Raw genomic sequence first — 26,670 nt, 5'->3', positions numbered from 1 at the left:
CCGGGGGCGCCGCACCGGTCCCGCTGCGGGCGGCCTCGACGTCGGACCCGCACAGCTTCCCGGGGAGAAGCCGATGGCGCGCGCACAGCAGGTCAGGATCGTCGAGGGGCGGCACCGGGAGGCCGAGCCGGAGGCCGCGCCGCGGCCGGAGATCGCGGTGCTGATTCCGTGCCGCAACGAGGCGGCGACGATCGCCCGGGTGGTCGAGGAGTTTCGCGGCGCCCTGCCGGAGGCGACGGTCTACGTCTACGACAACGCCTCGACCGACGGCACCGCCGAGGCAGCCGCCCGCGCCGGGGCGGTGGTGCGCTTCGAGCCCCTGCCGGGCAAGGGCAACGTGGTGCGCCGGATGTTCGCCGACGTCGAGGCCGACGTCTACGTGATGGCGGACGGCGACGGCACCTACGAGGCGGCCGCCGCGCGCCGCCTCGTCGATGAATTGCTGACGCGCCAGCTCGACATGGTCAACGGCGCCCGCCGGGCCTCCTGCACCGAGGCGTACCGGCCCGGCCACCGCGTTGGCAACCGGGTGCTCACCGGCCTCGTCGGTGCGGTGTTCGGGCGGCGCTTCGACGACATGCTGTCGGGCTACCGGGTGTTCTCGCGGCGCTACGTGAAGTCGTTCCCGGCTTTGGCCGCCGGGTTCGAGATCGAGACCGAGCTGACGGTCCACGCCCTCGAGCTGCGCATGCCGACCGCCGAGATCGTCACCGCCTACGGCGAGCGGCCCGAGGGCTCGGCCAGCAAGCTGCGCACCCTGCACGACGGCGTGCGCATCCTGCGGGCGATCGCCACCCTGGTGAAGGAGGAACGGCCGCTGCCGTTCTTCGCCCTGATCTTCGCGGGCCTCGCCGGCGCCGCCCTGGTGCTGAGCGTGCCCCTGGTCACGGTCTATGTCGAGACCGGGCTGGTGCCGCGCCTGCCGACGGCGGTGCTGGTGACCGGCATGATGCTGCTCGCCTTCCTGTCCCTGCTCTGCGGCCTGATCCTCCAGACCGTCACCCTCGGGCGCCGCGAGATGAAGCGCATGCGCTATCTCGAGATCCCGCTGTCGCCGGCCGCCCGCGCGGCGATCGCGCCGGTGCCGCAGGTCGCGCCGCGGGCGGCCGTAGAACACCGGGCCGGCCATCCGGGCCTCTCGCCGGCCACCCTCGGTAGGGCCGAGGCGTGAGGGGAGCCGGGCAGTTCCTGCGCTTCTGCGCCGTCGGCCTCGTGGGCTTCCTCGTCGATGCCGGCCTGCTGCTCGCCGCGGTGGGCCTCGGCCTGCCGCCGCTCGCCGGCCGCCTCCTGTCCTGGCTCGCGGCGGCGAGCACGACCTTCGCGCTCAACCGCATCGTCACCTTCGGCGATGCGGCGGCGGCCCCGGTCTGGCGCCGGTGGCTGCTCTTCCTGGCGGCGAACGGCCTCGGCGGCGCCGTCAACTACGGAGTGTTCGGCCTCGTCCTCGGGGTTGCCGCGCCGACCGGCCCGCGCCTCGTCGTCGCCCTCGCCGCCGGCACGCTCGCCGGGCTCGCCCTGAACTTCTGGCTCTCGCGCCGGGTGGTCTTCCGCCCGGCGCCCCACACGGTTCCGGGGAGGGTCCCGTGACCGCAGCGACCCGCGACGCCTCCAGCAGGAGCGACCTCCCGGCCCGCTCCCCCTCGGCCTCGGCGCGGCAGCGCCTGGCAGACTACGGCGCGACCGTCCTGACGGCCCTCCTGCTGCTCGGGCCGGCCTTGGCGAACGGCTTCCCGTTCGTCTTCGCCGATACCGGCACCTACCTCCTGTCGGGCGCGCATCTCTCCGCCCCCTGGGACCGGCCGATCTTCTACGGGCTCTTCACCACGCTGTTCCGGCCGCTGGGCTCCCCCTGGCCGGTCGTGGCCGTGCAGGCGCTGGCGGTCGCCATCCTGCTCCGGCTGTTCCTGCGGGCCCTGCTCGGCGTGACCGGTCCCGGGGCGATCCTGGTCGCCGGGATCGTGCTCGCCGGCGCCACCGGCCTGCCCTGGTTCGCCGGCCAGCTGGTGCCGGACGTGTTCTCCGCCTGCCTGATCCTGGCCTTGCTCCTCCTCGTGCTCGCCTGGGAGCGGATGGCGCGGCTCGCGCGGAGCGTGGCGCTTGCCACCGTCACCGGCTCGGTAAGCGTCCATTACGGCAACCTGCCCCTCGCCGCCTCGGCATTGCCGGCGACGGCTCTCCTCGTCCTGTTCGGCTGGCGGCCGGCGGGCGGGCTCCGCCGCCTCGTCGCGCCGCTCCTCGCCCTCGGCCTGGCGATCGGGCTCGGAGCGGCGGCGCTCGTCAGCGTCAACCTCGCGGCGCGGCGCGGCCCTGTCCTGTCGGCCTCCAGCGCGACCTTCCTGCTCGCCCGCCTCCTCGACGACGGCCCCGCCCTCCAGGTGCTCGAAACCGAGTGCCCGTCCGCGGGGTACCGGCTGTGCGGGCAGCTCGACCGCCTGCGCGCCTATCGCGACCTCGGCGACGCGCGCCCCAACGGCGTGCCGGTCTCCGACTTCTTCCTGTGGGACGGCCCCCTGGCGGATCTCGGCTGGTGGGCCCCGACCGAGCCCGAAGCGCGCGAGGTGGTCCGCAAGGCGTTGCGGATCGATCCCTTGGGCCAGGTCGGAACGACGCTGATCAACGGCCTGCGCCAGACCTGGCGGGTCGCGATCGGCGACGGGCTCGCGCCCTATCCGGCAGACACCCAGGCCGTCCGGGCGGTGCGCGAGGTCTATGGCCGGTCAGGCGCCGACTCCTTCGCCGCCTCGAGCCAGATGCAGGGCCTCGACCTGCGGCTGCCCAACGCGATTCAGGCCGTGATGCTGCCGCTCTCGATCCTGGTCCTCGCCACTGGCGCCCTGGCGCGCTGGCCTGGACGCCGGCGCGTCCTGCCCCTCGTCGTCCTCCTGGCGCTCCTGCTCGCCGCCAACGCCGTCGTCACCGGCGGCCTCTCGGCCGTGCACGACCGCTACCAGGCCCGGGTCGTCTGGCTCCTGGTCCTGGCCGCGACCGGAACCGGGCTGTTGGCGTGGCAGCAGGCGCGGACACGGAGGGGGGAGACGGAGCCGGGTTAGGGGAGGGACCGGCGGGATCCCGCCGCGCGACCGCGCCACCTTCCCGTCCCGGATCTCCCTCGCCGAGAGCCTGGGAATCATGGTCGCCGAGGCTGCAGGATCCGGCGACCCGGGTTCCGCTCCGGCTCGGGCTGCCGGCTGTTCTGGATTTCGGGTTGCGCGGCGCGGGCCCGGAGCGACGTCGTGCGGCTCCGTGACCCCGGGACATGGCGCCTAGGTCCCTCAACGAAAAAAGGCCGCCTCGACCCGGACGGGGAGGCGGCCTCCTGCTCCTCGCGAGATCGCGAGAAAATTCTTACTCGGCGGCGGCGGGCTTCTTGGTCTTGCCCTTCTCGGCGCCGCGCTCGGCGCGCTCGGCGATGCGGGCCGACTTGCCGCGGCGATCGCGCAGGTAGTACAGCTTGGCGCGACGCACCTTGCCGCGACGGACCACCTTGATCGAGTCGATGTTCGGCGAGTAGACCGGGAAGACGCGCTCGACGCCCTCGCCATACGAGATCTTGCGGACGGTGAAGCTCTCGTTGATGCCGCCGCCGGACCGGGCGATCACGACGCCCTCATAGGCCTGCACGCGGCTGCGATCGCCTTCCTTCACCTTGACGTTCACGATGACCGTGTCGCCGGGCTCGAAATCGGGGATCGTCTTGTTGAGCTGAGCAATCTGCTCCTGCTCGAGCTGCTGGATGATGTTCATCGGTCAAACTCCTGCCGTCGCCGCCGCGCCCCGGGATGGGATCCGGCGTCAGGATTTCGGCGTCCTGTTGTGAGTTGCCGGCTCCATACAGGAACCGCCGCGGCTTGTCGACACGCGGGCGAGGGGCTTTTTCGCCAAGTCGGGACACTTAGGACAAGCCCGGACACTTGGGACAAGCCCGGAGACTTGGGACAAGTCCGGAGGCCCGGGCGCAGGGCGGCGCGTTCCCTGTCGTGTCATGTCGGGTCGGCGCGGGGGCGGGTCCCGGCGCCGCCGTTCCTGGTTTCCAGGACCGCACGGAGGACCACCCGTGATGCTGACGCGTTGAACGATCGCCGGCCTCGCCCCCCTGGCCGTCGATGGCCTCGCCGCCGCCCCCGCGAGCGGGGCGCCGGCCGGCCCCGGGGGACTGCCCGCTCCCGAGGCAACGGTGACGCAGGTCGCCCGGGGCTGCGGCCCCGGCTTCGCCCGCGGACGGTTCGGCCGCTGCCGGCCGTTCCACGGCCGCCGCTCCTTCGGTCCGCCGCGGGTCGAGGGCCGGCGCTGCGGTCCCCGCCCGACCCCGGATGGCCCGCGCCGCATCTGCGGGTTCCGACGGGCTCGAGCCTCGTCCGCTGACCCGGATACCGGTTCGTCGCGGAACATGCTGCCACGTCGGAGGCCTCGAGCCTCGCTCAATCCCCCTTGCTCAATCCCCCTTGGGCCGGAACGCCACCAGGGTCATGTCGTCCCGGCGCGCCTCGGCGCCGCGATGGGCGGCGAGCGCCGCGTCCAGGGCCGCGACCTGCTCGGCGAGGGGCTGGTTTGCGTGCCGCTCCAGGATCTCGGCGACGCCCCGGTGGCCGAGGAGCCGCCGCGACGTGCCCCCCATCTGGTCGCTGATGCCGTCGGTCATCAGGAAGAAGGTCCGGTCGTCGCCGAGCGGCACCGTGACGGCGGACAGGGTTTCCTCGCGGCCGGTGAGCCGGTAGCCGAGGCCGTGGCGGCGGCCCTTGATCCGCGCCACGCCGTCCCCGGAGAGCACCGTGAGCGCGAGGCCGGCCCCGGCGAAGTCCAGCGTGCCCGCCGCCCGGTCGACGACGCAGATCCCGCAATCGAGCCCGTCATCCGAGAGATCCGAGTTGCCGGCATGCTGGCGCAGGCGCGCCCGCACCACGCCGTCGAGGGCGGCGAGGATCGCGTCCGGGCGGCGCAGACCCTGGTCGTGCAGGATCCGGTCGAGGGCGGTGGCCACGATCAGGGTCAGGAAGGCGCCAGGCACGCCGTGGCCGGTGCAATCGGCCACCACCAGGACGCTCAGGCCTGCGGTTCCCCCGCCGTCGATCTCCTCGACCCAGAAATAGTCGCCGCCGACGACGTGCAGCGGCTCCCACAGGACCGCCACGTCGAGCGGGCCGCCCTCCAGGGCGGCCTGCCCCGGCAGCACCGCCTGCTGGATGCGCCGGGCATAGCCGAGGCTCTCCATCACCAAGCCGTTGGCTTCGGCCAGCCGCGCATGGGTGCGCTCCAGCTCGGCCAGCAGGTGGCGGGCCTCGTCGCCGCTCCGCAGGCCCTCGACCATCCGGTTGAAGGCGGCGGAGATCTCGGCGATCTCGCGGCTCGGCCGCCGGCTGCCGGCGAGGTCGACCGTCACCCAGTCCTTGCGCTCGACTCGCCCCATCGCCGTCAGCAGCCGGGTCAGGGGGGCGAGCACGTGGCGCGCCACCGCGAGCCGCAGGGACAGCGCGAAGGCCAGGATCAGCACCGCGCTGGCGCCCAGCACCATCACGAACTGCTTCTCGGCATGGGCACGCAGGCCCTCGGCCGACAGGACCAGGGTCAGGCTGCCGGCGGGCTGGGCCTCCGGGCCGGCCTCGATTTCCGACGAGACCTGGATGCGCTCGAGGCTGCGGCCGCGGGGCTCCTCGCCGAGCCGCCCGATCACCGTGCCCGACGCGTCGCGCAGGGTCGCGAAGCGCACGGACGGATCGAGGCCGAGCGCCTGGAGCTGCGGGCCGAACGACGTGGTCCAGCCCGGCTGGGCCAGCGCCCGGGCGGTCATGTCCGCCATCATCTGCGCCCGCTCGCCGGAGAGGCGGATCTGGTCACCGTAATTGACCCAGGCGATCACCACCTGGGTCAGCAGGACCAGGACGGCGATCACCGGCGCGAGGCGCAGGAACAGCGTGTGGGCGAGGCCGTCGAGGTTCCGGCCGCGCGCCGCGCCGCGCAACGCCCCGGGCCGCATCGTGTCGGCGCCGCCATCCTGCGTCGTCGGCACCTCGGCGAAGCCGAGGCCGGCGGGTGCGTCGCCCCGGCGCATCGGGCCGGCGCCGCGCAGGGACCCGCTGCGGCGGGGCTGCACCGGCGCAGGCGCGACGTCGGGCGGCGGCGACAGGGTCTCTCCGCTCAAGGGGCCGCCCCCTGCGGGGAGGCGGGGTCCTCCGGCGGGACTGCAACCGGCCGGGCCCGCTCGACCCGATTGCGGCCGCCGTGCTTGGCGGCATAGAGCGCCGCGTCGGCCCGGCGCATCGCCGCCTGCAGGCTCTCTCCCGGTTCCGCCGCGGCGAGCCCGATGCTGACCGTGATGCCGATCGGACCGGCTTCGGTGGCGATCGGATGCGCCGCCACGGCGGCGCGGATGCGCTCGGCGATCGCGGCGCCGTCCTCGGGCCCGGTCTCGACCAGGAGGATGGCGAATTCCTCGCCGCCGAGCCGGCCGACGGTGTCGAGGGAGCGCAGGGCCGAGCGGCAGGCGGCCACGAAGGCGATCAGCGCCGCGTCGCCCGCGGCATGGCCGTGGCTGTCGTTGACGAGCTTGAACCGGTCGATGTCGAGCATCAGCAGGCAGGCCGACTGGCCGGCGCGCCGCGGCCAGTCCCGGGCGCAGACCTCCAGGAAGCGTCGGCGCGCCAGCGCCCCGGTCAGCGGGTCGGTGTCGGCGAGGCGGCGCAGCTCGGCCTCGAGCCGGGCGCTGGTCTCGATCTCGCCCGAGAGGGCCACGTTGAGGTTCTGCAAATCGCGCTGCTGCTCGCCCAGGCGCTTGTTCGCCTTCTGCAGGTCGGCCTGCATCCGGTCACTGAGGCGCACCAGCCGGCGCTGCTCGCGGTAGCCCCGGCGATAGGCCTCCGCCAGCACCTTCACGCCGTCGGCGACGGCGGCGAGCTGGGTCAGCATCACCTCGGTCCGGTCGAGCACCGCCTCCTCGTTGTCGAACAGGCTGAACACGTTGGCGGGCGCACCCGCCTTGGATGTCCCGGCTCTCGCTCCGTCCCCCTTGGCTCCGTCGATCTTGAGTCCGGAAGTCCTGGCCCCGCCGGCCTTGCGCCCGTCGGGTTCGGGGGGAGCCTCGCCATCCGTCACTGCCGCACGCTCCGGGACCGCCCTGGTGGTCATGCCGCCGTCTCCTGCACCATCTCGAACCGGGCATGCGAGAAATCGGCCGCGAAATCCTCTCCGGCCTCCGCGATGGTGTCGTCGCCCTCGGCGTAGTGCCAGCGGATCGTCACCGCGCGGCCCTCCTCGGCCGCGTCCTCGAGCGGCATGAACAGGTTCATCAAGGCCTTGGCGCTCGACGAGTTGAAGTACGACAAGGCCACGTCGAAGGTCAGCGCTCCGCCGCCTTCCTCCAGGCAGCCGCGCAGGGCGTGGAGCAGCGGGCCGTAGAAGGCGGCGGCGTCCTCCGGGTAGGATTCGCCGCGCAGGATCAGGTGCCCGGCGGCGAAGTCGAAATCGACCAGCGGCGAGCGGCTGGTGGCGGGGATCTGGATCCGGTCCATCGTCGAGCGCCTCAGATGAAGGCTTTGAGGCAGAAGAAGCAGCGGTCGTCGCCGCGGGGCTGGAACTCGTACTCGACCGGGGCGCTGGCGCGGCGGGCGATCTCGATCAGCCCGATGCTGCCGCCGAGGCTGCCCTCGTCGGCGGGCTGGCGCAGCCGCTCGCGGTAATATTTCTTCAGTTCGTCCCCGGACAGGCCGGCGATGTGATCGAGCCGGGCGCGCAAGCCCGTGACGTGGGCCTCCGGCACCTCGTTGCCGCAGGCGACGAAGAAGCGCCCGTGCTCGACCCCGACGACGATCAGGCCGGAGCTGACCATCCCGCCCCCCGGCGCGCCCGCCGGCACGAGCTTGTCGGCGGAGTAGCGGATGACGTTCTGCGCCTGCTCGACGAAGACCGAGAACACCCGCTTCGACACCGAGGCGTCGGTGGCGCCCTGCTGCATGCGCAGCTTCAGCACCTCGCCGAGGGAGAACAGCACGTTCTCGGACAGGTCGCCGCCGAACGACAGGATGATCCCGTTGCGCCGGGACGCCTCGTGGAACGCCATGAAGTCTGTTGCGAGCACCACTCTCTCCCGCTTCGGGGCCGACGGCCTAGGCCTTTCGATATAGTTGCCCCAGGTCTCCACCCGGGGCTGGCCAAACGACATGTTAGGTCACCGACACTGACCAGATCCTTACTCCTCCGGCGAGAAGATGTCGTTGGCAGAGTGGAGGGAAAACCGTTGGGACGATCGGCGAAAGGTCGTTTCCTATTCATGTTGGGACCAAAAGATTCGCGAATTGCCTGCTTTGTGCGCACAAGGTGCCGCATCACGGTGCCCATTCATCAATTGGACGATTGGATTGCTCCGTCCTCATCATGAGTTTCGGGCCGGGACGGCGGCCTCGGCCACCTGATTCGCCCCCGGTGATTCGCGCTCGGTGCGTCGCACTTGGCGATCGGCACTTGGCGGTCCGTACTTGGCGGTCCGTACTTGGCGATCGGCACTCGGCGATCCGCGTCCGGCGATCCGCCGTTGCCCGCCTCTGCCCCTTGCGGGCGGGGACGGGCGCGGGCAGCATCCGTTCCGGCGGCGGAGCGCGTCCGGGCCTGGCCGAGATGCAGACATGGTCGAGATCAAGCGGCGCCGGTCCTTCGAGGCCGGGCATCGGCTCAAGTTCATGGTGCTGGTCGACGAGACGCCCGAATGCGACCGCGCGGTGCATTTCGCGGTGCGCCGGGCGGCGCGGCTCGGCGCACGGGTGGTGATGCTGGCGGTGGTCGAGCCGCCCGAGACCATGGAATTCCTCGGCGTCGGCGACGCGATGCGGGCCGAGGCCGAGGCGGAGACCGCCGAGCGGCTCGAGGGCCTGGCGGCGGCGGCGCGCCGGGCCGCAGGGGTGGATCCCGAGCTCGTCGTGCGCGGCGGCGAGCGCGCCGACGCCATCCTGCGCCAGATCGAGGCGGACGAGGACATCGCCTTCCTGGTGCTCGCCGCCGCCGCCGGCAGCGACGGGCCGGGACCCCTGGTCTCCTCCATCGCCGGGCGCACCGCCGGCAGCTTCCCGGTGCCGGTGGTGATCGTGCCAGGGGGCTTGAGCGAGGCGGAGATCACGGCGCTCGCCGGATGAGCCGCGCGATCCATTGAGCTTTCGCCCGTTCGGGTCCACATCTGCCGCAGGCGCGGCCGCCCGTCGGCGGGCGGCGCGTCGTTCCCGGCCGGCCTTGAACCGGCGCAGAGAACTTTTCGAGGATCACCGATGTTCATCCAGACCGAAGCCACCCCGAACCCCGCCACCCTGAAGTTCCTGCCCGGCAAGGTCGTGCTGGCCGACGGCACCTTCGAGGCCCGGGACGAAGGCGCCGCGGCGCGCTCGCCGCTTGCCCGCGCCCTGTTCGGGGTGCCCGGCGTCTCCGGCGTCTATTTCGGCCACGACTTCATCTCGGTGACCAAGGCCGAGGGCGAGCCGGGCTGGCCGCAGGTCAAGCCCGCGGTGCTCGGCGCCATCATGGAGCACTTCATGTCGGGGGCCCCGGTCCTCGAGGCCGGCCACGCCCCCGAGGAGGCCGCGGAGGAGTTCTACGAGGAGGCCGACGCCGACACCGTCGCGACGATCAAGGACCTGCTCGAGACCCGCGTGCGCCCGGCGGTGGCCGGCGACGGCGGCGACATCACCTTCCGGGGATTTCGCGATGGCGTGGTCTTCCTGGAGATGAAAGGCGCCTGCTCGGGCTGCCCGTCCTCCACCGCCACCCTGCGCCAGGGCGTGCAGAACCTGTTCCGCCACTTCCTGCCGGACGTGCGCGAGGTCCAGGCCGTCTCCTGATCCCGCCTTCGTCGCGGGAGCCTCACCCGATCGCCCCGCGATCGGGTGAGGCTCCCGGGCGCTGATTCTGCGGCATTGCCTGCGACGAACCGGGATCCCCTTCGTCGGAAAATGCGCCGGGCGGTTTCCCCGCCGGCGGCGGATGATCTAAAGGCTGAGGCCGAACCGGGCCGTCCTGCATCTGCGGGGCGGTCCTTCTTGTGTTAACCTGTGCGTGCCATGCTGGGACTCGAGCGGCCGGATCATCAGCGATCCGGCGCGGCCGGCGGCACGGACCCGGCCGCGGCGACGAACCCGCGGGCGGACGAGAGGGCGGAGCCTGACGGCGATGCGGATCCTGGCCATCGATACGGCGCTCGAGCGCTGCGCGGCCTGCATCATGACGGACGACTCGCCCGAGCCCCTGGCGCAGGAGAGCATGGATCTCGCTCGCGGTCATGCCGAGGCGCTGCTGCCCCTTGTCGAACGGGTGATCGCCCGGGCCGAGGGCGGGTTCGACAGTCTCGACCGCGTCGCGGTCACGGTCGGCCCCGGCAGCTATACCGGCCTGCGGGTCGGCCTCTCGGCGGCCCGCGCGGTCGGGCTCGCCTGCGGCATCCCGGTCGTCGGGGTCACCACCCTGTCGGCCCTGCTCGCGCCGCTGCTCGCCGCCGACGAGGATTTCTTCGGCCAGGGCTTCCTGCTCGCCGCCGCGATCGATGCCCGCCACGGTCACGTCTATTTCCAGGCCCTGAGCCAGGACGGCGGCATCGCCGTCCCGCCCACCCTGCTGCCGCTGGCGGACGCCCTGCGGCTCATCGGGTCCGGCCCGGCGGCGCTCGCCGGCTCCGCCGCCCCGGCGCTGGCGGCGGCCGCCGCCGCGCAAGGGATCCGCGCCGTCGTGCCGGACGGGCACCTCGCCCCGCAGATCGAATGGATCGCCTCGCTCGGCCTGGTCGCCGATCCGGCCCATGCCCTCGCCCGCCCTCTCTACCTGCGCGGGCCGGACGCCCAGCCGCAGGACCACGCGCGGCTTGCCCGCCGCTGACGGAGACCCCGATGAAGTGGATGCCGTTCCGCTCGCCCCCCACCGCCCATGTCGCGCCGCTGACCTCGGCCGACCGATCGGTCGAGCTCGCGGCACTCCACGCCACCGCCTTCGCGCGGCCCTGGGAGGCGGACGAGTTCGAGCGCATGCTGTGCGAGCGCGGCCACGTCGCCCACGCCCTGATGCTCGGCACCGTGCTCGCCGGCTTCGTGCTGTCGCGCCAGGTGCTCGACGAGGCCGAGATCCTCACGGTCGTCCTCGGGCCGGCCTCCCGCGGCGCGGGCCTGAGCCGCCAGCTGCTCCGGTCCCACCTCGTCGCCCTGGAGGATCTGGGCGTGCGCCGGGTCCATCTCGAGGTCGATGACGGCAACGTCCCGGCGCTCGCCCTCTACCGCCGTCTCGGCTTCACCGAGACCGGCCGGCGGGCGAGCTACTATGCGAGGCCGGACGGCAGCCGCGCCAACGCGATCATGATGCAGGCGGGCTTGGGGTAGGGGGCCTCGCGATCGCGGTCTCGGTTGTGGACGGCCCGGGCCGGACTTGGTATGCGGCCGCGCTCCCCCCGGAATCGCCCGAGCCCGCGCCGCCGACCGAATCATGACGTACCTCGTCGCCGGCCTGCGGCTCCTCGCCTATGCCCTGACCTTCCTGCTCCTCGCCGGGCCGCACTGGCTCGCGCTCAACCTCGGGCGCGGGGCGCTCGCCGGCCAGGCGCCGGCCTGGCTGCACCGGGTCTTCCTGCGCCTGTTCCAGGTGCGGATCACCGTGACCGGCACCCCGCCGGCCCCGGGCGAGGCGGCGCTCGTCATCGCCAACCACATCTCCTGGCTCGACATCCCGGTCCTCGGGGCGTTGCGGCCGCTCTCCTTCGTGGCGAAATCCGAGATCGCCGGCTGGCCGGTGATCGGGACCCTCGCCCGGCTTCAGCGCACGGTGTTCATCGACAGAGGCCGCAAGCGCCACACCGCGGTGGTCAATACCGAGATGAGCCGGCGCCTGCGCGCCGGAGACCTGATCGTGCTGTTCGCCGAAGGCACGACGGGGGACGGCACCCGGCTGCTGCCGTTCCGCACCTCTCTGGTCGGCGCCGCCCGGGCCGCCATCACCGACGGCGGGCTCGACCGGGTCCGGCTGCAGCCGCTCTGCATCGCCTATACGCGCCGCCACGGCCTGCCGCTGACCCGGGCCGAGCGGCCGGACATCGCCTGGTACGGCGACATGGAGCTCGGCCCCAGCGTCAAGCTGTTCTTCGCGCGCGGCCCGATCGACGTGGCGGTGACCTGGGGCGAGCCGATCGTGTTCGCGGCCGGCACCGACCGCAAGGCCGCGACGGCGCTCGCCGAGGCCGCGGTGCGCCGCGCCCTGCAGGAAGCGGTGACCGGCCGCCCGCCGGCGCCTGCGCCCGAGATGCCGCGCGCCGATGCCCCGGTCGTCGCAGCGCCGCCTATTCTCATTCCGGCCGCGACGGCTTAAATGAAGGGACACGGCTCGCCCACGGGCCGCCGCATCCGTTCATCCCCATGATCTCGATCTCTCTGTGATCTCGATCTCCCCGTGATCTCTCTGGCAGGGCCGGTTCGTTGAAGAAAGCGTTCGTCAAATCCTACGGCTGCCAGATGAACGTCTACGACGCCTCGCGCATGGTCGACCTCCTCGGCCGCGAGGGTTTCGTCGAGACCGGCACCGTGGAGGAGGCCGACGTCGTCGTCCTCAACACCTGCCACATCCGCGAGAAGGCGGCGGAGAAAGTCTATTCCGAGCTCGGCCGCCTGCGCGTGCTGAAGGGTGAGCGCGCCGAGGTCGGCCGGGACACCACCGTGGTGGTGGCGGGCTGCGTCGCGCAGGCCGAAGGCCGCGAGATCCTCCACCGCGCCCCGGGCGTCGACGTGGTGGTGGGCCCGCAGAGCTACCACCGCCTGCCGCAATTGCTGGCCGCCTCCAAGGACGGCCGCGTCGTCGACACCGAGTTCCCGATCGAGGACAAGTTCGATCACCTGCCGGCCCGGCGTACCCCGGGCGTCTCGGCCTTCCTCACCGTGCAGGAGGGCTGCGACAAGTTCTGCGCCTTCTGCGTCGTGCCCTATACCCGCGGCGCCGAGGTCTCCCGCCCGGTCGCGAAGATCGTCGCCGAGGCCGAGCGCCTGGCTGCCGCCGGCGCCCGCGAGCTGACCCTGATCGGCCAGAACGTCAACGCCTTCCACGGCCCCGGGCCCGACGGGCGCGACTGGACTCTCGGAGAGCTGCTTCACCGCGTCGCTGCGATCCCGGGCGTGCTGCGCCTGCGCTACACCACCAGCCATCCGCGCGACATGGACGAGGCGCTGGTCGCGGCTCATCGCGACCTGCCGGCGCTGATGCCCTACCTGCACCTGCCGGTGCAGTCGGGCTCCGACCGGATCCTGCACGCGATGAACCGCAAGCACGATTCCGACACCTATCGCCGGCTGATCGCCCGGGTGCGGGCCGCCCGTCCCGACATCGCGCTCTCCTCCGACTTCATCGTCGGCTTCCCGGGCGAGACCGATGCCGACCACGCCGAGACGATGCGGCTGATCGCCGATATCGGCTTCGCCAGCGCCTTCTCGTTCAAGTACAGCCCGCGCCCCGGAACCCCGGCGGCCGACAGCGCCGACGCGGTGCCGGAGGCGGTGAAGAGCGCGCGGCTCGCCGAGCTGCAGGCCCTGCTGGAGCGCCAGCGCCAGGATTTCAACCACGCCACGGTGGGCCGCACCGTGCCGGTGCTGATCGAGAAGGCCGGGCGCCATCCGGGCCAGGTCGCCGGCAAGTCGCCCTATCTCCAGGCGGTGCAGATCGAGGGCGACGTCGCGTCGATCGGCAGCGTGGTCCCCGTGCGGATCACCCGGGCCGGCTCGAACAGCCTGTTCGGCGAGGCGGTGGAGCCCGCGATCGGGGCGGCCGCGTGAGGAACGACAGGATGCCGATGGGAGAGCCGGGCGGCCGCGGGCCGAAGGGACGCGAGGCGCGCGAGCGTGAATTGGCGCCGCGGGCGGTGGCGGGCCTGAGCGAGGCCGCCGAGATCGCCCTGACCTTCGACGACAACCGGCTGGCGAGCCTGGTCTTCGGCCAGTACGACCAGAACATCGCCCATCTGGAGCGGCGCCTCGGCGTGGTGGCGACCGCGCTCGGCAACCACGTCGTGGTCAAGGGCCCGCCCGATTCGACCGAGCGGGCGCGCCGGGTGCTGGAGCTGCTCTATGCCCGCGTCCGCGACGGCGGCGGCACGCCGCTGACCCTCGGCGACGTCGACGGGGTGATCCAGGAATCGTCGCTCCAGGGCAACCTGTTCTCGCCCGCCGAGGCCCCGGCCGACGGCGAGCGGCCGTCCTTCGACCAGATCGCCACCCGCCGCCGCGGCGCCGTGCGGGCCCGCAATGCGGCGCAGGACGCCTATATCCGGGCCTTGCGCGCCCACGAGCTGGTCTTCGCCGAGGGGCCGGCCGGCACCGGCAAGACCTGGCTCGCCGTCGGCTACGCCGTCTCGCTCCTGGAGCAGGGCCATGCCGAGCGGCTGATCCTGTCGCGCCCGGCGGTCGAGGCCGGCGAGCGCCTGGGCTTCCTGCCCGGCGACATGCGCGAGAAGGTCGATCCGTACCTGCGGCCGATCTACGATGCGCTCTACGACTTCATGGAGGCACGCCACGTCGATCGCGGGCTGCAGACCGGCATGATCGAGATCGCGCCGCTCGCCTTCATGCGCGGCCGCACGCTCACCAACGCGGTGGTGCTCCTCGACGAGGCGCAGAACACCACCTCGATGCAGATGAAGATGTTCCTCACCCGGCTCGGCGAGAACTCGCGGATGATCATCACCGGTGATCCGAGCCAGATCGACCTGCCGCCGGGCCAGAAGTCGGGCCTCGTCGAGGCGGTGCGGATCCTCGACGGCGTCGAGGGCGTCGGGCGGGTCACCTTCCGGGATGTCGACGTGGTCCGCCACGACCTGGTGCGCCGGATCGTCACGGCCTACGAGGCCGACGCGCAGGAGAACCGGGACGAGCCGCCGCAGCGCCCGTTCCCGCCGCGCCGGGGGCCGCTGCCGTGAGCCGGCCCGAGACCCACGAGATCGACGTCGCGGTCGAGGATCCCCGTTGGGAGGAGGTCGCGCCCGATCTCGAGGCCTTCGTCGCTGAGGCGGTCGAGGCGGCGCTCGCCATCGTGCCGCCCGGCGGCCCGATCGAGATCAGCATCGTGCTGACCGACGATCCGGCGGTGCAGGAGCTGAACCGCACCTGGCGGGGCAAGGACAAGCCGACCAACGTGCTGTCGTTCCCCAACGAGCAGCCGCATGGCGGCGGGCCGCGCCTGCTCGGCGACGTCGTTCTTGCCTATGACACACTCCTGCGCGAGAGTGGCGAGCAGTCCAAGCCCCTCGACCACCACCTCGCCCACCTCGTGGTTCATGGCACGCTGCACCTCCTCGGTCACGACCACGAGCTCGGCGACGCCGAGGCCGACGCCATGGAGGCGTTGGAGGTCGCGGCCCTGCGGCGCCTCGGCGTGCCGGACCCGTACGGCGACGCGGCCGGTTGAGCCGCGGACGCACTCACCCCAGACGCGAGAGACATGAGCAACGATCGAAGTCGCAGCGCCGCCGCGACCGCGCAGGCGATTACGGAGGACGACAGTCCCGGGCGCGAACCCTGGTATGATCGCCTCCTCAGCATCTTCCACCTGAAAGCCCGCGACGCCCAGCGCGACGGCCTCTCGGACGCCCTCGCCGAGATGCAGAACGGCGACCATGCCGTCTCCCCGGTCGAGCAGGCGATGCTCAAGAACGTGCTGAGCCTCCACCGGGTGCGGGTCGACGATGTGATGATCCCCCGGGCCGACGTCGTGGCGGTCTCGATCGAGACCGCGCTCGGCGACCTGCTCAAGGTGTTCCGCGGCGCCGGCCATTCCCGCCTGCCGGTCTATGGCGACAGCCTCGACGATCCCCGCGGCATGGTCCACATCCGCGACTTCGTCGACTACATGGCGAACCGGGCCGAGGCCGGCGGCGACCGCCTGCCCGACCTCGCCGGGGTCGACCTCACCGAGACGCTCGCCACCACCCGCATCCTGCGCCCGGTGCTGTTCGTGCCGCCCTCGATGCCGGCGATCGACCTGCTCGCCCGGATGCAGGCGAGCCGCACCCACATGGCCCTCGTCATCGACGAGTATGGCGGCACCGACGGCCTGATCTCGATCGAAGACCTGATCGAGGTGGTGGTCGGCGACATCGAGGACGAGCACGACGAGGCCGAGGGCCACCGCGTCCTCAAGGTCGACGGCGAGAGCGAGATCTTCGTCGCCGATGCCCGCGCCAGCCTCGACGACGTCGCCGAGGCGACCGGGGTCGATCTCGCGGCGGCGGTGGGGGAGGCGGCCGAGGAGATCGATACCCTCGGCGGCCTGATCGTCACCATCGCCGGCCGCGTCCCGGCCCGCGGCGAGGTCATCGCCGTGCCGGGCGATTTCGAGGTCGAGGTGCTGGACGCCGATCCGCGGCGCATCAAGCGCCTGCGGATGCATCGCGGCCTGGCCCGGCTCACCGGCCCGGAGACGCCGCTGGCCCTGCCGTCCCCTGAGGGCGAGGCCGGCCTGCGGACCGAGACCGCCGCCTGATCCTCATTCCGCGGCGTCGCGCACGACGCCGCCCCGCGAGCCCGCCCCATGCACGACATCGACCCGAACGGGGCGGCCCTCGCCGCCCCGGCGCCGACCTTCGGCCTCGCGCCGCTCGCCCACCGCATCGCCCTGACCTCCGGCTGGACGCGGCTGGCTCTCGCCTGGCTCGCCGGCGCCTGCGGGGCCCTGGCGATGCCGCCCTTCGGGTTCCTGCCCGCCCTCTGCGTCGCCCTGGTGCCGGCGGTCTGGCTGCTCGACGGGGCGGCGACCGCCTCCTCGCGCCTCGGCCGGCGCGCCGGCACGGCGCTCGCCGCCGGCCTGATCGGCTGGGCCTGGGGCTTCGGTTACCTGACGGCGAGCCTGTGGTGGCTCGGCGCCGCCTTCCTGGTCGAGGCCGACCAGTTCGCCTGGCTGATGCCGCTCGGGGTGCTCGGCCTGCCGGCCGTGCTCGGGCTGTTCTACGGCGCTGGCTTCGCCGCCGCCCGCCTGCTGTGGTCGCCGGGTCCGGGCCGCATCGCCGCCCTGGCCTTCGGTCTGAGCGGGGCCGAGTGGCTGCGCGGCCACCTGTTCACCGGCTTTCCCTGGAACGCTCTCGGGATGGCGCTCGGCCAGAATCTCTGGCTGATGCAGGCGGCCTCGGTGGTCGGCCTCTACGGTCTCACCGTGCTGGCGGTCCTGTGCGGCGCGGCCCCCGCGACCCTGGCCGATGCGGGCGGAACGCGGCGGCGCATCGGCCCGCCGCTCGCCGCCCTCGTGGTCCTGGGGGCGTTGGGCCTGGCCGGGGCCCTGAGGCTGCCCTCCGGCCCGATGCCGGAGGTGCCCGGTGTGCGCCTGCGCCTCGTCCAAGCCAACATCCCGCAGGATGCCCGCTTCAACCCGCGAAACCGCGAGGGCATTCTCGAGCGCTATCTCGGCCTGAGCGACAGCGCCACCGCGCCGGACCGGCAGAGCCTGCGCGACGTCACCCACCTGATCTGGCCGGAATCGTCGTTCCCGTTCCTGATCCAGCGCGATCCGCAGGCCCTGCGGCGGATCGGCTCCGCCCTCCCGCCCGGCACGCTGCTGGTCACCGGCGCCGCCCGGGCCGACGAGCCGCTGCCGGGCGAGCGGCTGCACTTCTACAATTCGATCCTGATGATCGGGCAGGACGGCCTCGTCGGCGGACGCTACGACAAGCTCCACCTCGTGCCGTTCGGCGAGTACCTGCCGGAGCCGGTCGATGCCGTGTTGCGCACGCTCGGGCTCAAGCAGTTCGTGGCGGTGCCGGGCGGGTTCACCCCGGGCGAAGCCCATGAGCGGCCCTCGCTGGCGGTGCCGGGCCTGCCGCCGGTCGCTCCCGCGATCTGCTACGAGGCGATCTTCCCCGGTGCCGTCGCCTCGCGGCGCGCTCATCCGGGCTTGCTCCTCAACGTCACCAATGACGGCTGGTTCGGCAATACTCCCGGCCCGCGCCAGCACTTCGCGCAGGCGCGCCTGCGCGCCGTCGAGGAAGGTATTCCTCTCGTGCGGGCGGCCAATACCGGGATCAGCGCGGTGGTCGATCCCTACGGCCGGGTGACCGGCATGTTGTCGGTCGGGGTCGAGGGCGTGCTCGACCGCAATCTGCCGAGAAACCTTAGGGAAACCACGCAATACGTACGATTCGGTGATTTGTTTTTCGTTGCCATGCTCCTATTGTGCGGGTTGATAGCCCTGGGCGCGCGACATCGTGGCGCGCCGTCCCCGCCCCGCGGAGCGTCGTTGTGAAGAAGGCCCCCGATCCTGTCGATCGTCATGTCGGGCATCGTGTGCGCGTCCGCCGCCTCCTCGTCGGCGTGAGCCAGGAGAAGCTGGGTGACGCCCTTGGCGTGACATTCCAGCAAATCCAGAAATACGAGAAGGGTACCAACCGGATCAGCGCGAGCCGGCTGCGCCAGATCGCCGACATGCTGGGCGTGCCGGTGAACTTCTTCTACGAGGGGGCGCCACGCCAGGACGGTACGCGGGGCGACGAGGCGGCGGCCGAGCCCACCTCCGATGTGTCCGCCACCGACGTGTTCTGGACCAGCCAGGATCTGCAACTGGTGCGCGCCTTCCAGCGTATCACCGACGGCCAAGTGCGCCGGCGCATCATCAGCCTCGTCGAGGCGATCGGCACTGGTCCCGACCCGTCCGACGCGACGGAGTGAGCCGTTTTGCCGTCGCGTCCATCCGGGACGCGGATCGTCAGCCCGGGCGACGCTCGAATGCCGGTGGTTTCCCCATCGCGGCAGCGATCGCCGAGCGATCAATCGCAAACTGCATGACCGGTCTCCCCGCGGGATGCGGGGTTGCACAGGTGTCGCTGCTCCCGCCGTCGCCTTGTCGCTATGACGCCTCCGAACGCGCAGGCATGAGCGCGACGGAATCGTGCGCCAGCGCGATGGGGAGGAGCGGGTGCGGACCAACGAACGGGAGCCGGGCGCCGGGGCCGCGCGGCCGGGGAGGGCGACGGCCGGCTTTCCGCCGGCCCTGATCGGCTTCGGGTTGATGCTCGTCGCCTTCAATCTCCGGCCCGCCCTGTCGAGCGTCGGCCCGCTCCTGCCGGGGATCCGGGCCGAGACCGGTCTATCCGCAGCGCTCGCCGGCGCGCTGGTCACCCTGCCGGTCCTGTGCCTCGGGGTGTTCGGCCGCCTCGCGCCGCTGCTCGTGCGGCGCATCGGACCGGATGCCGGCGTGCTGGCGGCCCTGGTGGTGCTGGCCCTCGGGCTGGTCGTGCGTGGCCTCGGCGGGGTGCCGCTGCTGTTCCTCGGCTCGGTGATCGCCGCCGCGGCGATCGGGATCGTCGGGGTGATCCTGCCCGGCATCGTCAAGCGCGACTTTTCCGAGCGGGCCGGGCTGATGACCGGGCTCTACACCGCGCTGCTGTGCCTCGGGGCCGCCGCCGGGGCCGGCTTCACCGTGCCGGCGCGCCGGGCCCTCGACCTCGGCTGGGAGGGCGCCCTGATGCTGTGGGCCGCCCCCGCCCTCGTCGCCGCGGTCGCCTGGCTGCCCTTCGTCCGCAGCCGGTCGCTGCCCTCCGGCACCGCCGCGCGGCCGAGCGGGGCCGTGTGGCGCGATCCCCTGGCCTGGCAGGTCACCGCCTTCATGGGCCTGCAATCGTCGCTCGCCTACATCGTGTTCGGCTGGCTGCCCGCTGCCCTGGTCGACCGCGGCTTCGACATCGTGTCGGCCGGTCTCGTCGCCTCGATCTCGGCGCTGGCGCAAGGCGTGCTGGCGCTGGTGGTGCCGACGCTGGCGGCGCGCCGGCCGGACCAGCGGCCCTGGGTGGTGCTGGTCGTCGGGCTGCCGCTCGTCGGCTTCACCGGGCTCCTGGTCGGGCCGCTCGCCCTCGCTTGGGGCTTCGCCCTCTTGCTGGGCCTCGGTCTCGGCGGCTGCTTCGGCCTCGCCCTGACGCTGATCGTGCTGCGCGCCGGCGACCCGCGCGCCGCCGCCGAGCTCTCGGCCATGGCGCAGGGCATCGGCTATTGCGGGGCGGCCCTCGGGCCGTTCCTCGTCGGCCTCGTCCACGAGGTCAGCGGCGGCTGGGGCTGGCCAGCGGCGCTCTACGTGGCCCTGTGCCTGGGGGCGATCGGATTCGGCTTGATGGCGGCGCGGGATCGGACGGTACGGATCTGAGCGGGCCGTTCGGCGGCGACGGCCGTACCACGTCTGCCGCAAGCCACTTCCCGTTTCCCGGATCTCCGTCCGCTGACGCTGCAGTCGTCCGGGAAAGGGCGCGGTTTTCTCGGAAGCGTCAGCCCCTCACCGGTGGCTCCCGGGCCGTCGGGGGAGCGCCCCCTGCGACGGCCCGGATCCAGGATGGGGGGAGCGCTCAGGCCCCCTCCGCCTCCCCGTCGATCTCGACCTCCGCCTCGCCCTCGCCCTCGATATGCTCGACCGACACGACCTTCTCGGTCTTGTCGGTGTTGAACACCGTGACGCCCTGCGAGGCGCGGCCGACCACCCGGATGTCGTCGACCGGCACGCGGATCAGCTTGCCGGCATCGGTCACCAGCATGATCTGGTCGCTGGTCTCGACCGGGAACGAGGCCACGAGGGTGCCGTTGCGGGCATTGACCTCCATCGCCTTGATGCCCTTCCCCCCACGGCCGGAGATCCGGTACTCGAAGGACGAGGTGCGCTTGCCGAAGCCGCGCTCCGACAGGGTGAGGACGAACTGCTCCGCCGCTCCCATGGCGATGTAGCGGTCCTGCTCGAGGTCGATCGAGGCCGTGGTCTCCTCGGCCTCCGGCTCGGGGGCGGCGGGCAGCTCGATCGCCTCGCCGGTGGCGCGGCGGTCGGCATTGGCGCGCTTGAGGTAGGCCTGGCGCTCCTCGGGCGAGGCCTCGAAGTGGCGCAGGATCGTCATCGAGATGACCTGGTCGCCCTTGCCGAGGTTGATGCCGCGCACGCCGGTCGAGTCGCGGCCCTTGAACACCCGCACGTCGGTCACCGGGAAGCGGATGCACTGCCCCGCGCCGGTGGTCAGCAGCACGTCGTCCCCTTCCGTGCAGATCTCGACATGGACGATGTGGTCGCCCTCGTCGAGCTTCATCGCGATCTTGCCGTTGCGGTTGACCTGCACGAAGTCCGACAGCTTGTTGCGCCGCACGCTGCCGCTGGCGGTGGCGAACATCACGTCGAGGGTCTCCCAGGACGCCTCGTCCTCGGGCAGCGGCATGATCGTGGTGATGCGCTCCTTGCCCTGGTCGAGGGGCAGGATGTTGACGAGCGCCTTGCCGCGGGCGTTCGGCGCCGCGAGCGGCAGCCGCCACACCTTCTCCTTGTAGGCCTGCCCCTGCGACGAGAAGAACAGCACCGGCGTGTGGGTGTTGGCGACGAACAGCCGGGTGACGAAATCCTCGTCGCGCATCGACATGCCGGCCCGGCCCTTGCCGCCGCGGCGCTGGGCCCGGTAGGTCGAGAGCGGCACCCGCTTGATGTAGCCGGCATGCGACACGGTCACGACCATGTCCTCGCGCTGGATCAGGTCCTCGTCCTCGACGCTGGAATCCCAGTCGAGGATCTCGGTCTTGCGCGGGGTGGCGTACTCGGCCCGGACTTCCGCCAGCTCGTGCTTGACGATGCCCATGATGCGGGCGCGCGAGCGCAGGATGTCGAGGTAGTCGGCGATCTCGTCGGCGAGGCGCTTCAGCTCGTCGCCGATCTCGTCGCGGCCGAGCGCGGTCAGGCGCTGAAGGCGCAGGTCGAGGATGGCGCGGGCCTGGGTCTCGGACAGGCGGTAGGTGCCGTCCTCGCGCAGGCGGTGGCGCGGATCGTCGACCAGCGCGATCAGCGGCGCGATGTCCTCGGCCGGCCAGTCGCGGGCCATCAGCGCCTCGCGGGCCGAGTTCGGATCCGGCGAGGTGCGGATCAGCCGGATCACCTCGTCGATGTTGGCGACCGCGATGGCGAGACCGCACAACACGTGCGCCCGCTCGCGCGCCTTGTTCAGCAGGAACTTGGTGCGGCGGGACACGACCTCCTCGCGGAAGTCGATGAAGGCCTGGATCAGGTCCTTGAGGTTGAGAAGCTCGGGGCGGCCGCCGTTCAGCGCCACCATGTTGCAGCCGAAGCTCGTCTGCAGTGGGGTGTAGCGGTAGAGCTGGTTAAGCACCACGTCGGCGACCGCGTCGCGCTTCAGCTCGACGACGATGCGCATGCCGTCGCGGTCGGATTCGTCGCGCAGGTCGGAGATGCTCTCGACGCGCTTCTCGCGCACGAGGTCGGCGATCTTCTCGACCAGCGAGGCCTTGTTCACCTGATACGGGATCTGGGTGAAGACCAGCGCCTCGCGCTCCTTGCGCAGCTCCTCGACGTGCGACTTCGCCCGCATGATCACCGAGCCGCGCCCGGTCATGTAGGCCGAGCGGGTGCCCGAGCGCCCGAGGATCGAGCCGCCGGTCGGGAAGTCCGGCCCCGGGATGATGTCGTTCAGGCCCTCGATGGTGATCGCCGGATCGTCGATCAGCGCGATGCAGCCGTCGATCACCTCGCCGAGATTGTGCGGCGGGATGTTGGTCGCCATGCCAACCGCGATGCCGCCGGCGCCGTTGACGAGGAGGTTCGGGAAGCGGGCGGGCAGGACCGCCGGCTCGTCCTTCGACTCGTCGTAGTTCGGGTTGAAGTCGACGGTGTTCTTGTCGATGTCCTCGAGCAGCGACATCGCCGGCTTGGCCAGCCGCGATTCGGTATAGCGCATCGCCGCCGGCGGGTCGCCGTCGACCGAGCCGAAATTGCCCTGGCCGTCGACCAGCATCAGCCGCATCGCGAAGTCCTGCGCCATGCGGACGAGGGCGTCGTAGATCGACTGGTCGCCGTGCGGGTGATACTGACCCATCACGTCGCCGACGATGCGCGCCGACTTCACGTACTTGCGGTCCGGCAGGTAGCCGTTCTCGTACATGGAGTACAGGATGCGGCGATGCACCGGCTTCAGGCCGTCGCGCGCATCCGGCAGGGCCCGGCTGACGATGACGCTCATCGCGTAGGCCAGGTAGGACTGGCGCATCTCGTCGGTGATCGAGACGGGCTTGATGTCGGTCGCGGGCGGGGGGGCGCCGGTCGGGTCGTTCTCTGCCAAGGTGTGTCTCTCGTCGCGGCCCGCGCGGGCTCACAGATTCAGGAACCGCTCTAGCCGATCTTGCCGTCGCGTACCAGCGCCATGTGCCAGCGGAAGAAGCGGAAGGCCAAGCAAATCAGCATCTTAGATGGGAATTCCGAGGATGTTCCACAAGCCCGGACGGACCCGGTGGACGAGTGTCCCGCGAAGTCGTTAGAGATTGGCAAAGGATGCGGGATTCGAGGGAGGTCCCGCGCCCGGAGGCCGCCCCGATGGACGTCGTCATCTACCACAACCCGGCCTGCGGCACGTCGCGCAACGTGCTGGCGATGATCCGCAATGCCGGCATCGAGCCGCACGTCGTCGCATACCTGAAGACGCCGCCGACGCAGGCGATGCTGCGCCGGCTCCTCGACCGGGCCGGCCTCTCCGTGCGCGACGTGCTGCGCCGGAAGGGGACTCCGTTCGCCGAGCTCGGCCTCGACGATCCGGGCCTCGGCGACGACCAATTGCTCGATGCCGTCGCGGCCCATCCGATCCTGCTCGAGCGCCCGCTGGTGGAGAGCCCGCGCGGCGTGCGCCTGTGCCGTCCCTCCGAGCGGGTGCTGGATCTGCTGCCGGCTCAGCAGGGCGCGGTCGTCAAGGAGGACGGCGAGCGGGTGATCGACGCGCACGGGCGCCGGGTCGCGACCGCCTGATCGTCCGATGCTGTCGCAAGGACGCTGGCCGGTCATCTCGGCCCTCGGCATCGTGCAGATCCTCGCCTGGGGCTGCAGCTACTACCTGCTGACGGTGCTCGGGCCCTCGATCGCCGCCGAGACCGGCTGGCCGCTGCCGTGGATCTTCGGCAGCCTCACCGCGGGGATGCTGGTGGCCGGAGCCGTCGCGCCGAAAGCCGGCCGGATGATCGGGCGCCACGGCGGCCGGCCGGTGCTCGCCGTCTCGGGCCTGCTGCTGGCGGCCGGCCTCGTCGGGCTGGCGCTGGCGCCGAACCTGCCGGCCTTCGCGCTGGCCTGGCTGGTGATCGGCGCCGGGATGGGTTCGGGGCTGTACGACGCCGCCTTCGCGACCCTCGGACGGCTCTACGGCGCCGATGCGCGCCCGGCGATCACCACGCTGACCCTGTGGGGCGGCTTCTCCAGCACCCTGTGCTGGCCGCTCTCGGCCTACCTGCTCGCGCATCTCGGTTGGCGCGGCACCTGCCTGACCTACGCCGCGCTGCAACTCGCCGTATGCCTGCCGCTGGTCCTCGGCCTGGTCCCGCGCGCCGCCCCGCGGCCGGTCGCGACCGGGGGAGGGCGGTCCGATGCGGGCCTCGATCCCGCCGAGCGGCCGACCTTCCTGGTGCTGGCCGCCGTGGTGACCTGCACCGGCATCGCCACCTCGATCGTGTCGGTCCATCTGCTGACCCTGCTGCAGGAGCGCGGCCTGTCGCTCGCCGCGGCGGTCTCCCTCGGCACCCTGGTCGGCCCGTCGCAGGTCGGGGCGCGGCTTCTGGAGGTCGCCAACCGCAGCCGGCACCACCCGATCTGGACGCTCACCGTCGCGGTGGCCCTGATGGCCGTCGGGCTGGTGCTCCTGTGGAGCGGGCTCCAGGCCCCCGGCCTGGTGCTGGTGGTCTACGGCGCCGGCAACGGGCTCTACTCGATCGGCCGCGGCACCCTGCCCCTCGCCCTGTTCGGGCCCGAGCGCTACGCCGCGCTGCTCGGCCGGCTGGCGAAGCCCAGCCTCGCGGCGCAGGCCCTGGCGCCGTCCGCCGGCGCGTACCTCATCGCCCATGGCGGCGCCGACGCGACGCTCGCGGCGCTGGCGATCCTCGGGGTGATCGATGTCGCCCTCGTCGGGCTTCTGTGGCGGGTCAGGCGTCGGGGCGCCGGCCCGGCCCGGGCGCGGCACGACGAAAAGCCCCTCCCGCAGGGCGGAAGGGGCTGAGCGCGGCGGGCGCGGACACGCCCGACCGGATCAGTGGGCGGTGACGTTCTCCGCAGCGGCGCGGCGCCGGCGCGGCGCCGGCTTCGCGGCGGCCTCGGCCACCTCGGCCACCGTCTTGGCGGCGGGGCTCTTGGCGGCGGGGCTCTTGGCGGCGAGGCTCTTGGCGGCGGGGCTCTTGGCCGCGGCGCTCTTCGCGGCGGCCGGCTTGCGGGCCGCCGGCTTGCGCACCGGCTTGGCGACGATCTCCTCGGCCACAACCGGGGCCTCGGTCACCGACGGGAGCGTCTGCGCCGCCAGCTCGCGCTTCGCCATGTGCCAGTAATGCTCGTCGCGGCCCGGCGCACGGCCGTCCCGCTCCCACAGGGCATAGGCCCGTTCGCGGATGCTGGTCTCGACGTGGTCCATCCCGACCTCCTCGTTGTTCATGTGAGCAGACCATCGCGGGTCATGGTTAAGGAAGCCCTAACTGGGTCCGTCGCCCGCCCCTGGGCGCCGTGCTGCCAGCCGCCGTGGTCCCTCGCGGCGGGCGAAGCGCCGAACTCGGCCGGGCATGCGGGGAAGTCCGAAGGCGGCAGGCCGGGACGCTCCGCGCGCGCAGCGTTCCGGCCTGCCCGTGACACCGTTCCAAGCGGGAGCGGCAAGAACGGCGTGACCCGACGAGCCTGACCCCGCTGCCGCACCCTGTCCTCGACCCAGGTTAAACCCCGGACGGAGTTCTGCCCTCCGAGAATGTAACAATGTTGCAATCGCCGGCGCGGCGGCCTAGAGGACGCGCATCATCGAGCGAGGAACCGGCGTGATGGACAGGGTGAGGATCGGGATGCTGCTGCTGGCCCTGGCGCTCGGCTGGAGCGCGCCCGTGCGGGCCGAGCCCGCGAAGGTCGTGGCGACGTTCTCGATCCTCGGCGACCTCGTGCGCCAGGTCGGCGGCGACCGGGTCGCGGTCACCACCCTGGTCGGGCCGAACGGCGATGCCCACAGCTTCGTGCCGGCTCCCGCCGACGCGCAGGCGGTGGCGGCCGCGCGCCTGGTGGTCGTCAACGGCCTCGGCTTCGAGGGCTGGATGGACCGCCTGATCAAGGCCTCCGGCACCAAGGCCAAGGTCGTCGTCGCCTCGAAGGGCATCGTCCCGATCGAGGAGGAGGACGAGGCCGGGACGAGCCACGGCCATGACCACGCCATCGATCCCCATGCCTGGCAGAACGTCGCCAACGCCAAGCGCTACGTCGCCAATATCCGCGACGGCCTGACGGGCATCGATCCCGAGGGGAAGGCGACCTACGAGGCCAATGCGAGCGCCTATCTCGCGCAGCTCGACCGCCTCGACGGCGAGGTCCGGGCGGCGCTCGCCGGCATCCCGGAGGCGCGCCGGCGCATCGTCACCACCCACGACGCCTTCGGGTACTTCGCCAAGGCCTACGGCCTGCGCTTCCTCGCCCCCCAGGGCGTGTCGAGCCAGAGCGAGGCCACCGCCCGCGACGTCGCCGCCATCGTCCGTCAGGTCCGTCGCGACAAGATCCCGGCGGTGTTCCTCGAGAACGTCTCGGACCCCAGGCTGATGCAGCAGATCGCCCGCGAGGGCGGCGCCAAGGCGGGCGGGCGGGTCTTCTCCGACGCCCTCTCGGAGCCCGGCGGCCCGGCCCCGACCTACGCGGCGATGATGAGCCACAATGCGCGGGAATTCGCGGCGGCGCTGAAGGAGTGAGGCG

General features: G+C 72.3%; 25 protein-coding genes and 1 pseudogene. 19 read left to right on the top strand and 7 right to left on the bottom strand.

Going from position 1 to position 26,670, the window contains the following annotated elements; translation table 11 throughout:
* Positions 1–73: 73 nt before the first annotated feature.
* The 3 genes from FF100_RS23395 to FF100_RS23385 are packed head-to-tail and all read left to right on the top strand — an operon-like array spanning position 74 to position 3,050.
* A complete protein-coding gene (locus FF100_RS23395) occupies positions 74–1,171 on the top strand; it encodes a glycosyltransferase (protein ID WP_139038173.1) in 1,098 nt (365 codons plus the stop codon).
* Positions 1,168–1,587, top strand: coding sequence for a GtrA family protein (locus FF100_RS23390; RefSeq protein ID WP_139038172.1), 420 nt, complete (start codon positions 1,168–1,170; stop codon positions 1,585–1,587). Before FF100_RS23395 ends, FF100_RS23390 begins: the two co-directional genes overlap by 4 nt.
* A complete protein-coding gene (locus FF100_RS23385) occupies positions 1,584–3,050 on the top strand; it encodes a hypothetical protein (protein WP_139038171.1) in 1,467 nt (488 codons plus the stop codon). The genes FF100_RS23390 and FF100_RS23385 overlap by 4 nt, the downstream gene beginning before the upstream one ends.
* Positions 3,051–3,345: 295 nt before the next feature.
* Here FF100_RS23385 and rplS read toward each other — a convergent pair whose 3' ends face one another.
* Complete coding sequence (gene rplS, locus FF100_RS23380; RefSeq protein WP_139038170.1) at positions 3,346–3,744, bottom strand: 50S ribosomal protein L19; 399 nt, start codon at positions 3,742–3,744, stop codon at positions 3,346–3,348.
* Between the two features lie 331 nt (positions 3,745–4,075).
* Between rplS and FF100_RS38680 the strand changes: the two are divergent.
* A pseudogene (locus tag FF100_RS38680) lies at positions 4,076–4,336 on the top strand (GCG_CRPN prefix-to-repeats domain-containing protein); the annotation flags it as partial.
* 96 nt (positions 4,337–4,432) lie between these two features.
* Here FF100_RS38680 and FF100_RS23375 read toward each other — a convergent pair.
* From FF100_RS23375 to FF100_RS23360, 4 genes are read right to left on the bottom strand one after another with little or no spacing between them, the layout of a single operon-like run.
* A complete protein-coding gene (locus FF100_RS23375; RefSeq protein WP_246102276.1) occupies positions 4,433–6,136 on the bottom strand; it encodes a PP2C family protein-serine/threonine phosphatase in 1,704 nt (567 codons plus the stop codon).
* On the bottom strand, positions 6,133–7,119 hold the full coding sequence (locus tag FF100_RS23370) for a GGDEF domain-containing protein (protein WP_139038169.1): 987 nt from the start codon (positions 7,117–7,119) through the stop codon (positions 6,133–6,135). Before FF100_RS23370 ends, FF100_RS23375 begins: the two co-directional genes overlap by 4 nt.
* Entirely contained in the window at positions 7,116–7,502 is a 387-nt protein-coding gene (locus FF100_RS23365) for a DUF1987 domain-containing protein (RefSeq protein WP_139038168.1), read from the bottom strand. The genes FF100_RS23370 and FF100_RS23365 overlap by 4 nt, the downstream gene beginning before the upstream one ends.
* 11 nt (positions 7,503–7,513) lie before the next feature.
* Entirely contained in the window at positions 7,514–8,068 is a 555-nt protein-coding gene (locus FF100_RS23360) for a SiaB family protein kinase (RefSeq protein WP_139038167.1), read from the bottom strand.
* A gap of 544 nt (positions 8,069–8,612) precedes the next feature.
* Here FF100_RS23360 and FF100_RS23355 point away from each other — a divergent pair.
* The 12 genes from FF100_RS23355 to FF100_RS23300 all read left to right on the top strand — a co-directional run bounded on the left by FF100_RS23355 (position 8,613) and on the right by FF100_RS23300 (position 20,103).
* Complete coding sequence (locus FF100_RS23355) at positions 8,613–9,116, top strand: universal stress protein (protein WP_139038166.1); 504 nt, start codon at positions 8,613–8,615, stop codon at positions 9,114–9,116.
* A gap of 129 nt (positions 9,117–9,245) precedes the next feature.
* Positions 9,246–9,812: a NifU family protein gene (locus FF100_RS23350; RefSeq protein ID WP_139038165.1), complete on the top strand. Its 567-nt coding sequence runs from the start codon at positions 9,246–9,248 to the stop codon at positions 9,810–9,812.
* Positions 9,813–10,140: 328 nt separating this feature from the next.
* Positions 10,141–10,839, top strand: a complete 699-nt coding sequence (gene tsaB, locus FF100_RS23345) for a tRNA (adenosine(37)-N6)-threonylcarbamoyltransferase complex dimerization subunit type 1 TsaB (protein ID WP_139038164.1) — start codon at positions 10,141–10,143, stop codon at positions 10,837–10,839.
* Positions 10,840–10,850: 11 nt separating this feature from the next.
* Positions 10,851–11,333 carry a GNAT family N-acetyltransferase gene (locus tag FF100_RS23340; RefSeq protein ID WP_139038163.1) on the top strand — a complete coding sequence of 161 codons (483 nt, stop codon included), beginning with the start codon at positions 10,851–10,853 and terminating at the stop codon, positions 11,331–11,333.
* A 103-nt stretch (positions 11,334–11,436) separates the two neighbouring features.
* Complete coding sequence (locus tag FF100_RS23335) at positions 11,437–12,312, top strand: lysophospholipid acyltransferase family protein (protein WP_139038162.1); 876 nt, start codon at positions 11,437–11,439, stop codon at positions 12,310–12,312.
* A 107-nt stretch (positions 12,313–12,419) separates the two neighbouring features.
* Positions 12,420–13,763 carry a tRNA (N6-isopentenyl adenosine(37)-C2)-methylthiotransferase MiaB gene (gene miaB, locus FF100_RS23330; RefSeq protein WP_139038161.1) on the top strand — a complete coding sequence of 448 codons (1,344 nt, stop codon included), beginning with the start codon at positions 12,420–12,422 and terminating at the stop codon, positions 13,761–13,763.
* 11 nt (positions 13,764–13,774) lie between these two features.
* Complete coding sequence (locus tag FF100_RS23325) at positions 13,775–14,902, top strand: PhoH family protein (protein ID WP_139038160.1); 1,128 nt, start codon at positions 13,775–13,777, stop codon at positions 14,900–14,902.
* Entirely contained in the window at positions 14,899–15,390 is a 492-nt protein-coding gene (gene ybeY / locus FF100_RS23320; protein WP_139038159.1) for an rRNA maturation RNase YbeY, read from the top strand. The genes FF100_RS23325 and ybeY overlap by 4 nt, the downstream gene beginning before the upstream one ends.
* 33 nt (positions 15,391–15,423) lie before the next feature.
* On the top strand, positions 15,424–16,464 hold the full coding sequence (locus FF100_RS23315) for a hemolysin family protein (RefSeq protein WP_139038158.1): 1,041 nt from the start codon (positions 15,424–15,426) through the stop codon (positions 16,462–16,464).
* A 48-nt stretch (positions 16,465–16,512) separates the two neighbouring features.
* Positions 16,513–18,213 (top strand): apolipoprotein N-acyltransferase, encoded by a 1,701-nt coding sequence (lnt, locus tag FF100_RS23310; RefSeq protein WP_139038157.1) that lies wholly within the window; start codon positions 16,513–16,515, stop codon positions 18,211–18,213.
* A complete protein-coding gene (locus FF100_RS23305) occupies positions 18,210–18,635 on the top strand; it encodes a helix-turn-helix domain-containing protein (RefSeq protein WP_139038156.1) in 426 nt (141 codons plus the stop codon). Before lnt ends, FF100_RS23305 begins: the two co-directional genes overlap by 4 nt.
* Positions 18,636–18,855: 220 nt before the next feature.
* Entirely contained in the window at positions 18,856–20,103 is a 1,248-nt protein-coding gene (locus tag FF100_RS23300) for an MFS transporter (RefSeq protein WP_246102274.1), read from the top strand.
* A 196-nt stretch (positions 20,104–20,299) separates the two neighbouring features.
* Here FF100_RS23300 and gyrA read toward each other — a convergent pair whose 3' ends face one another.
* Positions 20,300–23,050, bottom strand: coding sequence for a DNA gyrase subunit A (gene gyrA, locus FF100_RS23295; RefSeq protein WP_139038155.1), 2,751 nt, complete (start codon positions 23,048–23,050; stop codon positions 20,300–20,302).
* A gap of 251 nt (positions 23,051–23,301) precedes the next feature.
* Between gyrA and arsC the strand changes: the two genes are divergently transcribed.
* Both arsC and FF100_RS23285 read left to right on the top strand, forming a co-directional pair.
* Positions 23,302–23,727, top strand: coding sequence for an arsenate reductase (glutaredoxin) (gene arsC / locus FF100_RS23290; protein ID WP_139038154.1), 426 nt, complete (start codon positions 23,302–23,304; stop codon positions 23,725–23,727).
* A gap of 7 nt (positions 23,728–23,734) precedes the next feature.
* Complete coding sequence (locus FF100_RS23285) at positions 23,735–24,961, top strand: MFS transporter (RefSeq protein WP_139038153.1); 1,227 nt, start codon at positions 23,735–23,737, stop codon at positions 24,959–24,961.
* Positions 24,962–24,991: 30 nt separating this feature from the next.
* On the opposite strand, the gene FF100_RS23280 is transcribed toward FF100_RS23285, so the two are convergent.
* Positions 24,992–25,387: a DUF2934 domain-containing protein gene (locus tag FF100_RS23280; protein WP_246102272.1), complete on the bottom strand. Its 396-nt coding sequence runs from the start codon at positions 25,385–25,387 to the stop codon at positions 24,992–24,994.
* A gap of 373 nt (positions 25,388–25,760) precedes the next feature.
* On the opposite strand from FF100_RS23280, the gene FF100_RS23275 reads away from it, so the two are divergent.
* Entirely contained in the window at positions 25,761–26,666 is a 906-nt protein-coding gene (locus FF100_RS23275) for a metal ABC transporter solute-binding protein, Zn/Mn family (protein WP_139038152.1), read from the top strand.
* The last annotated feature ends 4 nt before the right edge of the window (positions 26,667–26,670 follow it).

The organism is Methylobacterium terricola, from assembly GCF_006151805.1.
Lineage (GTDB): Bacteria > Pseudomonadota > Alphaproteobacteria > Rhizobiales > Beijerinckiaceae > Methylobacterium > Methylobacterium terricola.
The sequence above is the reverse complement of the archived record's forward strand: the minus strand, read 5'-3'. Positions and strand labels throughout refer to the sequence as shown.

Bases quoted from the DNA above. Each gene is read 5' to 3' on its own strand.
- FF100_RS23315 (WP_139038158.1), top strand. From the start codon at position 15,424: ATGAGCAACGATCGAAGTCGCAGCGCCGCCGCGACCGCGCAGGCGATT.
- arsC (WP_139038154.1), top strand. From the start codon at position 23,302: ATGGACGTCGTCATCTACCACAACCCGGCCTGCGGCACGTCGCGCAAC.
- FF100_RS23370 (WP_139038169.1), bottom strand. From the start codon at position 7,119: ATGACCACCAGGGCGGTCCCGGAGCGTGCGGCAGTGACGGATGGCGAG.
- FF100_RS23355 (WP_139038166.1), top strand. From the start codon at position 8,613: ATGGTCGAGATCAAGCGGCGCCGGTCCTTCGAGGCCGGGCATCGGCTC.
- FF100_RS23280 (WP_246102272.1), bottom strand. From the start codon at position 25,387: ATGAACAACGAGGAGGTCGGGATGGACCACGTCGAGACCAGCATCCGC.
- FF100_RS23275 (WP_139038152.1), top strand. From the start codon at position 25,761: ATGGACAGGGTGAGGATCGGGATGCTGCTGCTGGCCCTGGCGCTCGGC.
- FF100_RS23340 (WP_139038163.1), top strand. From the start codon at position 10,851: ATGAAGTGGATGCCGTTCCGCTCGCCCCCCACCGCCCATGTCGCGCCG.
- lnt (WP_139038157.1), top strand. From the start codon at position 16,513: ATGCACGACATCGACCCGAACGGGGCGGCCCTCGCCGCCCCGGCGCCG.
- FF100_RS23350 (WP_139038165.1), top strand. From the start codon at position 9,246: ATGTTCATCCAGACCGAAGCCACCCCGAACCCCGCCACCCTGAAGTTC.
- rplS (WP_139038170.1), bottom strand. From the start codon at position 3,744: ATGAACATCATCCAGCAGCTCGAGCAGGAGCAGATTGCTCAGCTCAAC.
- FF100_RS23325 (WP_139038160.1), top strand. From the start codon at position 13,775: ATGCCGATGGGAGAGCCGGGCGGCCGCGGGCCGAAGGGACGCGAGGCG.
- FF100_RS23335 (WP_139038162.1), top strand. From the start codon at position 11,437: ATGACGTACCTCGTCGCCGGCCTGCGGCTCCTCGCCTATGCCCTGACC.
- FF100_RS23365 (WP_139038168.1), bottom strand. From the start codon at position 7,502: ATGGACCGGATCCAGATCCCCGCCACCAGCCGCTCGCCGCTGGTCGAT.
- FF100_RS23395 (WP_139038173.1), top strand. From the start codon at position 74: ATGGCGCGCGCACAGCAGGTCAGGATCGTCGAGGGGCGGCACCGGGAG.
- FF100_RS23285 (WP_139038153.1), top strand. From the start codon at position 23,735: ATGCTGTCGCAAGGACGCTGGCCGGTCATCTCGGCCCTCGGCATCGTG.
- tsaB (WP_139038164.1), top strand. From the start codon at position 10,141: ATGCGGATCCTGGCCATCGATACGGCGCTCGAGCGCTGCGCGGCCTGC.